This window comes from Psychrobacter sp. 1044, from assembly GCF_904846525.1.
Classification (GTDB): domain Bacteria; phylum Pseudomonadota; class Gammaproteobacteria; order Pseudomonadales; family Moraxellaceae; genus Psychrobacter.
In genome coordinates this window covers 16,458-27,201 of the sequence record NZ_CAJHAZ010000026.1, presented here as the reverse complement: position 1 = coordinate 27,201, position 10,744 = coordinate 16,458, and the positions used below count along the sequence as shown (strand labels likewise).

Here is a 10,744-nt window from a genome sequence, read left to right as displayed (position 1 = left end):
TTGCTAGCTCTAACCAGTCACAGCACTGCTCAAAGGCAGTTGTCAAAGCAATTAAAAAGCTATGGGATAGCAATCAAACCCCAATATTAACAATATCACCTAAGTAAAATGCCAAATTAAAAAAGGTTACCGAGGCTATATTTGGTATAGCATTGGCAACCTTTTTTTTATGTTTTTAATATTTAAAAGTAAGTTTATACGTTCATTATAATCAGATTTTCAGTCCCTCGATAGCGAAGTCATCATCACCTAAGCAGTTATGTTCTGGCTAGTACATTGCAGTCGCTGAGAAACAGATCAAAAATACAAATATTTAGTGTAGGAGTAGGTTTTTAATCAACTGTCTGAGTAATCCGATGATGAATAGACCTTAGGTGCAGCCATAGTTTTCCAAGCCTAAATAGTACGTTTTACCGTACCTTGCCTTATATCAAATAAATATGCCTCAACATCACGAATAACAGAAATGCCTGAACCAGCTCATTCAGAACTAGTTATTGGCATACCTATTCCAAGTTTAATTCAAGTGGTAACCCACCCAAACCTAAGACACTAATCTAATAGAATTAAGCTGCGTGAAATAGTTTCTGCATTGGCGTAAAGCCGCCATTGCCCATGTTCGGGCGCTCGTTATTGTAGTGGTACAACCAGTGTTCTGCTTGTTCTCTGACTTGAGCTAAAGTAGTAAACAGCTCTTGGTTTAACCAATCATACCGCATCGTTCTATTATAGCGCTCTACATAAGCATTTTGCTGTGGATGACCAGGCTCAATATATCTGATAGCAATATCTTGCTCTAGTGCCCAGTCTTTGAGTGCATTACTAATGTACTCAGGACCGTTGTCACATCTCACTTGATCAGGCTTGCCTCGATATTCAATCAGCTGATTCAGACCGCGTATCACTCTTTGAGCAGGTAGTGAAAAGTCAATCTCAACGGTTAGCGCATCAGGCATAAAGTCCATGCTTCAGCTTTGATTGATACTATCAGGTACTGCTAGAGGTATGGGTTTGTCACGTTTAATACGGCGCTTGGGCTTGATTCTAAGGTTCAATTCAAGATCGCAGTAGATGCGATACACGACGCGTTTGTGGTTGTAGGGCAACCCCAGAAAGTTATACAGACTTAAAAAGCATAATCCAAAGCCCCAATTCTTATTCTTCTGCGTCAGATCTATTAATAAATCCGCTATTAGCTTGTTTTCATCAGAGGCAACTGACTTATGATAGTAGCAAGTGACGCTGATGTTAAAGATATGGCAAGCCCTGCGTATGCTAATAAAACGCTCTTCAAGGTAGTGACAAGCCATCTCACGGCGCCTTGATGGCGCTACCATTTTTTTGACATGACATTCTGTAATATGTCAGATTTAAGACATTCATCGGCATACATCTTCTTTAGTCGAGCGTTCTCAATTTCAAGCTCTTTAAGACGTGAGATTAAAGAGGCATCCATACCGCCGTATTTAGAACGCCAGTTATAAAAGGTGCTTTGTCCAATATTGTGGTCACGGCATAGCTCAGTGATAGGGACACCTTGCTCTGCTTGCTTTAAGATGTTGACGATTTGGTTGTCGCTAAAGCGGATCTTTTTCATAGGGTTCTTCTGATAGTTTAGCAGTTAATCTCTATTTCTAAGCGTTCTTATTTATCGGGAGGATTGCCGGAGTATGCGCAGTACTGAAGGGATGGCCGAACGGATCGATCAAGGTTTGCAGCGACGCAAACGCTGGATATTGCCTGAACCTGTTTCGCACCTTGGCAGCTTACTGTAGCGAGTCGCACCGGCTCTGTACTTGCATCAGGTGCGTAAACGCTTTAAAGGCGAACTACGATAAATTAATTATTGGATTCGTCTCAGCTTTTATTCTAATATTGTGCCGTTTAAAAAATAATGTTGCTAGCAACGGTATTTTAAACGGTATTTTTTATCACCACCTAGAAATGTCATGACATATTACTCACTATATGAGTGTTTGGTTTTTAGCTTCCTAAGCTAGCCTTAAGGTTTGTTTGTTGTAATAGCAGTAGAGCAGATGATGTAACGTCTAGCCTACTAGCGGTATCTCGCCTAGGTTTGATGTTTAGCAATTATATCGTCAAAAAACAAACGAACTATTAGGGGAGTGATGACCATGAACCAAAACAGTACAACGAATCCGACCCACGAGTCTGATATATTGTTATCAAACATTCCTAAAACTCAGAAAGTACGAGTTTGGGATATTTTGGTCAGAGTGACTCACTGGGCCGTCGCGGCTGGTATCACTGCTAATTTGCTTTTTACCGAAGAAGGCAGTGAGCTGCATCAATATGTCGGTTATACCGTGGTAGGGCTAGTGGTTATCCGTCTACTTTGGGGATTTGTGGGTACACGTTATGCACGCTTTAGTAACTTTTTCCCCACGCCGTCTCGTATTAAACACCACCTATCTGATTTAAGTATCCGCCGTACAGATGAGCAGCATTTGGGTCATAATCCACTGGCTGCTATTATGATGCTGTCGTTATGGGCCGTGATTATAGGATTGGGCATCAGTGGTTATCTGATGGAAGCCAAAATTTTCGGTAGTAAAGATATCCTTGAAGAAATCCATGGAATACTAGCCAATAGTTTATACTTGCTGGTGCCGTTGCATATTATCTCTGCAATTGCCATGAGCTATTGGGAACGGCAAAATCTGATCAAGTCGATGATAACGGGTAATAAAACGGTGACGACGCGTCGCCCACAATAAAAACAAGATAGCAGGATACATAACGTAATAGGACAGTCATGGCACGCATACTATTAATAGAAGACGATAGCAATATTGCTGAAGGCCTCGTTGTTGGGCTAAAGAGCCATGGCATGATGGTTGATTGGTTTAGTGATGCTAGGCAAGGTGAGATGGCACTGCAAGAGGATATGTTTGACGCGGTGCTACTTGATTTGACGTTGCCAAGAGGGGATGGCATGACGGTGCTACAAAATTGGCGATACAAACAGTTAGACACACCAGTGCTGATCATTACCGCTCGTGATGCCATTGCCAATCGCGTGGCGGGACTCAATGCGGGCGCCGATGATTACTTGGTCAAGCCATTTGCACTAGATGAGGTGGTTGCCCGCCTGCAAGCATTGATACGGCGCAGTCAGGGACGTAGCCAGCCTGAGATTCGTTATGGTGACGTCGCTTATTGGCCTCATAATCATCAGGTTTCTTATCAAGGGCAAGTCGTTGAGCTGACCATCAAAGAAGTGGCGATACTAGAGCAAATGCTGACCCATCCCAAACAGATACATAGCCGAGCGAGCTTAGAGGACAAACTCTATGGCTGGCAACAGGATATTGAGAGTAATGCGATTGAAGTACATATTCATCATTTACGCAAAAAGTTGGGCAATGACTTTATTTTAACCAAACGCGGTATCGGCTACTACCTCAATCCAGCACATAACCATTAATATATTTATAGTCAATTTGGCTTTCAACATACGAACAATATATGAGCAACATGTGAGCTTATGAAAAGTATCCAGCAGCGACTGTTCATCTCCTTACTCATTGGTCTGCCCTTGCTATGGCTTGTCACGTCGAGCTTTATTGCTTGGCGGTTGTGGCACGAAATCAATGAAATGAATGACACGCAAATCACCCAAGTGGTTCGTTACTTGATGGGTATCTCGGCTGATGACAGTGACTTAAAAGAGGTAGATTCCAAAGACGGGATTCCAAAAACTGGAGATTCAGAAAATAGTGATCAAGAAGACGATGACGACGATCATCATAAACAGAAGAGCGAACATGCTGCCAAAATATATAATTTAAAAAGTAAAGAGCTGTCAGGGGATCTTGGTGATGCGGAAGATGACTATATGGGCTTTGCTATTTGGGATAAAGAGGGACGACTATTAATGGCTGATGAAAACGGACAGTCGTTTTCTTTCCTGCCAGATCAGCGTGGTTTTATAGAAGAATACAACTCTGCTTATCAGCGTCTGAATCCCTTTAGCAAACGTTGGCGGTTGTTTTATGCGCACGATGACTATCATAGCGATGATATGCACGAAGGGCGTGTGATTGCGATTGGCCAAAATCTTGATTCTCGCCGAGAAATGATTGTTGAAGCGATGTCTGTACAAGTGCTGCCGATGTTAATTGGGCTGCTTTCCTTGATGATCTTGACTATCGGATTGATACGACACGGACTGATGCCATTAAGTCAAATCAGCGCCGAAGTGGAACAGCGCAAGCTGCAAGACGATCATCCGATCACAGCAGACGTCCCACAAGAGATTCAGCCTTTAGTGACCGCTTTAAACGTGTTGTTTGTGAAAGTGGCAGATACTTTGGCACGTGAACAACGCTTTACTGCTGATGCTTCTCATGAGCTGCGTAGTCCACTGGCTGCGCTAAAACTACAAGCAGACTTGTTACAGCTGTCGGGTATAGAAAACGACAGTCAACTGTTTTATCACACGCTAAAAATTAGCGATGGTATCGAGCGTGCCACCCATTTGGTCGATCAATTATTGGTTTTAGCCAAAATAGAGCCGCAACAGCAGTTGCCCCCTGAGCAATTAGAACGTCCAGACTGGCTGATGCTCACCGATACTGTGCTGAGTGACGTCAACCGCTTGGCGCGTGAAAAACACATTCAATTAAAACGCACCGTACACTGTGACAATCCTGCCGATATTTTGCCCATTCTTATCAATCCAGTATTATTTAAACTATTAATCCGTAACTTACTAGACAATGCCATTCGCTATTGCCCAGAGGGCTGCCAGATCGAACTGCAGTTGGATACTGATAGTATCAAAGTGGTGGATAATGGCTTGGGCGTAGAACCAGAACAGCTAGCACGCCTGAGCGAACGCTTCTATCGCCCAGCCGGTCAAACTCAAATAGGCAGTGGGCTAGGACTGTCAATCGCCAATCGAATCGCAGATCTGCACAACCTCACCTTAGCATTTGCCAACCACCCTCAACCAGAAACAGGCTTTGTGGTAACGGTAAGAAGTAAAAACGTACTCTCAAAACCATTGTAAAAAAATAAATCATACTGTCTTAAGCTTGAGTTAATATTCGGTGCGTATGCTACTCGTATTCCCTAATAACATTATATGGAGTACAACCTGTGAGCCTACCGCTCTTAAAACCACTATTATTAACTGTCGGTGCGACTTCCTTAGTATTCTTTGGTGGGGTTATTGCCTTAGCCGTGCAGTCTCCCGAACCTGCTAGTACTTTATCAGTAGCTGATCCCATCACTCAAAATGCTGACATCACACCTAACGCATCATCCTCATCGGTGCAGCAGTTACCTCTTGCTGCGCTTAGTCCTGCGCAAGCGACAGCACTGGCAAAACAAGACGCACCCAATGCGATATTGCAGGCCAATCCAGAGCTCATCAACTATAACGGTAAGGTCGCTTATGAAGTGCTATTAGATAATAGCGCCACTTATATTGACGCCAATTTAGGCACGGTTCTAAATCCGGTAGCGACCAATAATTATCGTGTTGAGAATTTTTATGAAGACTACGATGAAGATGATCGAGATGAGCATCATGATGACGACAGGGACGAAAATGAAAAAGTCGGCAAATACCGTGACGAGGATTACAAAAAGAGTGATCATCTAATCGCAACGAGCTACAAACACCATGAGGAGGAAGATGATTATGATGACTAATACACAATCAACGGCCCAAGCAACTCCAAAGAAACCTGCTAATAAGACGAGTAAAAAAGCTGATCCGTTCGCCTTTCTTAAAAGCAGTATCATGATTGCATCGATTGCAGGCACGATGGGTGGATGGTTATTTTTACTCAATCAAGAGACAGACAGCCCATCTGTGAGCGCCGTCACTGTAAATACTACAGATTCTGGGAGTGGTGAGCTAGCTGCTGCATCAATACCCATTGTTGACATCACACAGCTGAGGCAGGTCAATGAAGCTGCTCCTGTAGAGGCAATAACAGTCGTCGCCCGTACGCGTTCTTCTCAATAACCAGCAAATCAATAAATAAGCAAAGATGAGTAATTATTGAGCTTATACCCTATCGCAAAAAATGGAGTCTTCTGATGAGTAAGAACACGACAAAATTGGCGACTCTGAAACTGGCGGCGATGGGTTGCCACATTCAAATAACGTTAAACATTACCAAGATTGGCACACAGCACTCGCAGGAAATAATAGATCACCAAATTTCTTTGTTAAAAAGTGAAACTCAGCAGCGTTTAGCACGCTGGGAGCATATATTTAGTCGTTTCGATGAAACCAGTGAGCTCATGAGACTTAATAATCATACCGACCAATGGAGGGAGGTAAGTGCAGAGTTGTTTGAGGTCTTAGGTCGCGCCATATATTTTGTTGTAGAAACTCAAGGTCTCATAACCCCAACCTTACTCAAACCGCTCTGGGCTGCTGGTTATAGGCAGTCATTTGAAACCTTGCCAAAAATGTCTACGCCATCTATACCCGTAATTACCTCAAACTCTGGCTCAAATGCCGCCACATACTTACAAGCTCAACCCAATGCTAACAATCCTAATCAGCAAATAGACAGTATTCAGTGTCGCCGATTGGTTGATGGTCAGCATCAGATCTACCTGCCCGCTGGAATAGCACTTGATTTGAATGGTTATGTCAAAGGCTGGTGTGCCATGCAATTAGCTGAGCAGATTAGTCGAAGTCATGACTGGCAACTCCCTTGTTTGGTAGATATGGGCGGTGATATAGCAATCGGTGTCCCAAGAAGCCAAGCCCTAGATAATGCAATAGACAGTCCAATTGTTTGGGGCGTGGCAATTGCTAAACCTTACTGTGCTAATGGCGAGCATATGCAAAACGACCAAGATGTCGCAATTCTTACTTTGAGATCTGGTGCTGTCGCCACTTCTGGGCAAGATTATCGGCGCTGGTGGCATAAAGGTCGTTGGCAGCATCATTTAATTCACCCTCATTATTCCCGTCCGGCTATCAGTGATGTCCTGACAGCAACGGTCATGGCTGCGGATACTGTAACAGCAGAGGTATACGCAAAATATTGTGTGCTCCTCGGCGTTACAGAAGCAATAACATGGCTGAACCAGCATCATATTGCGGCGCTCTTAATTGATACGAATAACAACGTGATATCGTCCATTGCTATTGAGCCAAATTTGAGTGAGCCCAACTTGGTTGCCGTCTAACGACTCACGCTCTATACGCCAGATACCAATATATTAAGTAGATGCATTCATAGGAGTATCGTCATGCATACAGACAATCTTACTCACAGCCAGGCTACTTCTAATACGTCGCTTCTTGTTCAGGTTATGTGGATTGTATTGATTTTGAGTATTGCCATCGGAGTCGGCAGCTACATGCTATTGATGTGGGGAGAGACGGTCTCACAACTACTGACCGCCACAGATAAGCATTTTTGGTATTTATCACGGGCAAGTGGTGTGATTGCTTATGCTTTATTTTGGCTGGCAGTGGTTTTTGGTTTATTACTGAGTACACGCTTAGGAAAGCATTTTAATGCGGCTAGGGTATTTGCCTTGCATCAGTATTTAAGTCTGATAGCGGTAGGCTTTGCCGCTTTTCATGCTGGTATTTTATTGGCGGATAACTATCTAAATCTGCATATATGGCAGATTTTAGTACCTTTTGGTTTCCAGACTGATCGGGTGGGCGTGGCATTGGGACAGATGGGGTTTTGGCTGTTATTTATCTGTGCATTCAGTTTCTATATTAAGAAGTATATTGGTCAATCAGTGTGGCGATGGCTACACTTTTTGACCTTTACAGCTTATATGCTTATTAGCATCCATGTGTTTATGGTGGGATCTGACAGTCGAGCATTACCGTTGCTGTTATTTTATGCAAGTAGTCAGACATTGGTTTTTGTATTGACTAGCTATAGATTATTGATGATGAAACAAGTCAAGTGACTATTTAATTGGCAATTCGATTGACCGTTCAAATGACTATGTATGGAGCGTTATAGTATCAAGCGGTATAAACTGCAGTGATATTATAAGCTACACTAGGATATACCAATCCGTGTCTATACCTTTTAAGGATTTTATGCATCATTATTCTATTCATGACGAAGCACATTTGAGCAATCGCAATCATTGGTTGAGGGCAGCAGTGCTGGGTGCGAATGATGGTTTGATTTCGACAGCCAGTTTATTGGTTGGGGTAGCGGCTGCCAGTCCAAGCAGTCAGACATTGCTGTTGACTGGCATGGCCGCGTTGACCGCAGGTGCGTTGTCGATGGCGGCTGGCGAGTATATTTCTGTCTCATCACAAGCGGATACCGAAAAGGCGGATCTCGATAAAGAGAGACATGAGCTGACGCATAATGCTGAGCGTGAGCTAATAGAGCTCACAAAAATTTATGAAGCGCGGGGACTTGAGCATGATTTGGCACATCAAGTGGCCGTAAGCTTGACTGAGCACAATGCCCTGGAGGCCCATGCTCGTGATGAGATAGGCTTAACGGATCTTAGTGAAGCGAAGCCTATTCATGCATCAGTTGCCTCTGGACTATCATTTATAGCGGGGGCGATACTACCGATCATTGGGATACTACTATTACCAGCGGAAACACTGGTTTGGTCACTGGCCTCTTTGACGATAGTAGGCTTAATGCTACTTGGGATCATCTCTGCTCGTTTGGGCGGTGCGCCTGTTGTTCCTGCTACTACTAGAGTAGTAGTTTGGGGGGTACTAGCTATGGTAGCAACCTCATTGATTGGCCGCTTATTTGGCGTGGCCATTTAACAACATACTCACTCCATGACAACCTAACTGGTTACTGTCCTTTTTTAGCGTATTGTTTGATGGTGGGTAGGTCTTTGACAATGGCATTGCCAACAATGTTGGGAAACAGTCGATTGAGCCATGCAAAAAAACGCTCGGGAAACCCCAAATGCTGATGCGCCTGCTTGGTTGATATAAAGCGAATCAACGCTTTTGCGACGGTCTTAGGCGAGTCCATTTTCACTTTCAATGCCTCATTCATGGCGACGACTGCATCTTTATTCATGGTGGTCTTGGTGGCTCTAGGCGCAAAATATCGAAACTTCACTGAGGTGTCGGCATACTCGCGGCCTAACGCTTCACTTGCGCCGCGTAAGGCAAACTTGCTAGCGCTATAAGCACTAAAACCTGGGTAGCCAATACTGCCAAAGGTTGAGCCAACACTGATTATTTGGCTCGGACTATGCTGTGCTATCAAGATAGGCAGTAGTCTTTTTATGAGCTGTAGTGGATACGCCACATTGACCAACATCATCTGTTCGATCGTATCATCACTTTGATCCGTGAGTAATGCAAAGTCATTGATACCTGCATTGAGTATGACAGTATCAATGACGTTTCCATGGCCTTGTGTCATTTCACCCAGCCCCTCTAACAGTAGCGATTGCGACGCCTGCGAGCTTAAGTCACATGTATGAGACAGAAGCGGGACATCAGGATAGTCTTTGGTCAACTCATCCACTAAATGCGTCAAGGTTTGATTGTTACGCCCGATCAAGATTACCGGTCGATTATTGGCACATAATTGCCGTGCGATCTCTTGTCCGATACCACCCGTGGCACCAATTAGTATGGTGTATTGCAGGGTAGACTGTATTAGGGCTGATTGACCATTAGGTAGTGTCATGATATCGCATCCTTGTTGAACAATTATTATTAAAGCATGGATTATTGAAGCACGGATTGTAGTGATATGCGCTGTTGCTAATCGTCTGAGTGATTAATGCCATGCTTAATTCCAAGACCCATCGCAATATACAGCTTACGCTCTGCTAAGGGCACGTCAATTTGTCGACGACCATGCATGATGCGTTTGTTGTCTAGTATCACCACATCACCATTTTGCCACGCAATTTCTTGAGTATGCACTTCACAGATTCGAGTCAGCTTGGCTATTAGCTCATCATCAACGCTTTGACTATTCGCTAGGGTGAACTTAGGTTTTTCATAGTTAAATGATGGCCCAAGTAATGTGTTTGCAAAGGCGAACTGCCCGCTTAAGTTGTCCTCTCGGATAGCAGGTACCTGTAACACGTACCGAACGCCGCCATCTGTCTGAGGCTCTACATGATGCGTTAACGTCTTGCTCGTCGTCGCAGCGATAAATTTATCTAAATCATCCAAGCTTATTTGATCAGCGGCATCAGTTCTGCCGGTCGCAGTAGCCACGTAATTTTGCCAAATTGCTTGAGGTAAATAGCGACTGATACGCATCGGCTGACTAAAAGTGGCTTTTAGCTCAGGTGATAGTGCTTGATACACAGCATATCCATCACATATCGTTGTTTGTGAGCCTTTTTTGGCGCTTAACTCACTAAAAAAGGCAATGACATCAGGTGGCATCGGCGTATTGCCATTTTCGATATGTAGTCCAATAGCATGCGCACCTGCGTCCACTTTTTGGGCTTCAGAAGTGATGTTTTGACGGGCAGGATCATAGGTTAAGGTCTGACACAGTTGACTCATCAACTGACTAAACGTGTCCACATCGTAGTGATGACCTCGAAGTAACATCCAACCATGGGTTTTTAAGGCCGTTAAAATATCAGAGGTCTTAGGTAATGATACGCTGGCAGACACTTGAGAGGTTAGTACCTCAGGAGTGTCAATTTCGATAACGTCACTTTTTATCAAATCATTTAGCATAAGAGTGGTTTGCATAATGCTGTCCTATAACGATAAGTGGTAAAAATATATGTAGGCTAACGGCTAGCT

At 43.7% G+C, this 10,744-nt stretch carries 10 protein-coding genes and 1 pseudogene; 8 read left to right on the top strand and 3 right to left on the bottom strand.

From position 1 onward, the window contains the following. Window positions 1-566: 566 nt before the first annotated feature. Window positions 567-1,597 (bottom strand): annotated as a pseudogene (locus JMX82_RS13140) (integrase core domain-containing protein). Between the two features lie 538 nt (window positions 1,598-2,135). Here JMX82_RS13140 and JMX82_RS13135 point away from each other — a divergent pair. From JMX82_RS13135 to JMX82_RS13100, 8 genes are all read left to right on the top strand, one after another. After that, complete coding sequence (locus JMX82_RS13135) at window positions 2,136-2,738, top strand: cytochrome b/b6 domain-containing protein (protein ID WP_101211069.1); 603 nt, start codon at window positions 2,136-2,138, stop codon at window positions 2,736-2,738. 38 nt (window positions 2,739-2,776) lie between these two features. Continuing rightward, window positions 2,777-3,448, top strand: a complete 672-nt coding sequence (locus JMX82_RS13130; protein WP_101211070.1) for a response regulator — start codon at window positions 2,777-2,779, stop codon at window positions 3,446-3,448. A gap of 60 nt (window positions 3,449-3,508) precedes the next feature. Next, window positions 3,509-5,035 carry an ATP-binding protein gene (locus JMX82_RS13125; protein ID WP_201540862.1) on the top strand — a complete coding sequence of 509 codons (1,527 nt, stop codon included), beginning with the start codon at window positions 3,509-3,511 and terminating at the stop codon, window positions 5,033-5,035. Window positions 5,036-5,124: 89 nt separating this feature from the next. Next, window positions 5,125-5,682, top strand: a complete 558-nt coding sequence (locus JMX82_RS13120; RefSeq protein ID WP_025653060.1) for a PepSY domain-containing protein — start codon at window positions 5,125-5,127, stop codon at window positions 5,680-5,682. After that, window positions 5,672-6,001: a hypothetical protein gene (locus tag JMX82_RS13115; RefSeq protein ID WP_227502415.1), complete on the top strand. Its 330-nt coding sequence runs from the start codon at window positions 5,672-5,674 to the stop codon at window positions 5,999-6,001. The genes JMX82_RS13120 and JMX82_RS13115 overlap by 11 nt, the downstream gene beginning before the upstream one ends. Before the next feature lie 74 nt (window positions 6,002-6,075). Next, window positions 6,076-7,185, top strand: coding sequence for an FAD:protein FMN transferase (locus JMX82_RS13110; RefSeq protein ID WP_160022937.1), 1,110 nt, complete (start codon window positions 6,076-6,078; stop codon window positions 7,183-7,185). A 63-nt stretch (window positions 7,186-7,248) separates the two neighbouring features. Beyond that, on the top strand, window positions 7,249-7,932 hold the full coding sequence (locus JMX82_RS13105) for a hypothetical protein (RefSeq protein WP_025653057.1): 684 nt from the start codon (window positions 7,249-7,251) through the stop codon (window positions 7,930-7,932). Window positions 7,933-8,068: 136 nt separating this feature from the next. Next, complete coding sequence (locus tag JMX82_RS13100; RefSeq protein ID WP_025653056.1) at window positions 8,069-8,770, top strand: VIT family protein; 702 nt, start codon at window positions 8,069-8,071, stop codon at window positions 8,768-8,770. Window positions 8,771-8,801: 31 nt separating this feature from the next. Here the strand turns inward: JMX82_RS13100 and JMX82_RS13095 are convergent, their stop codons facing one another. Together JMX82_RS13095 and JMX82_RS13090 are read right to left on the bottom strand one after the other, a co-directional pair. Then, window positions 8,802-9,656 carry an SDR family oxidoreductase gene (locus JMX82_RS13095; protein WP_165597701.1) on the bottom strand — a complete coding sequence of 285 codons (855 nt, stop codon included), beginning with the start codon at window positions 9,654-9,656 and terminating at the stop codon, window positions 8,802-8,804. A gap of 77 nt (window positions 9,657-9,733) precedes the next feature. Next, a complete protein-coding gene (locus JMX82_RS13090; protein ID WP_025653054.1) occupies window positions 9,734-10,690 on the bottom strand; it encodes a TauD/TfdA family dioxygenase in 957 nt (318 codons plus the stop codon). Window positions 10,691-10,744 lie beyond the last annotated feature (54 nt).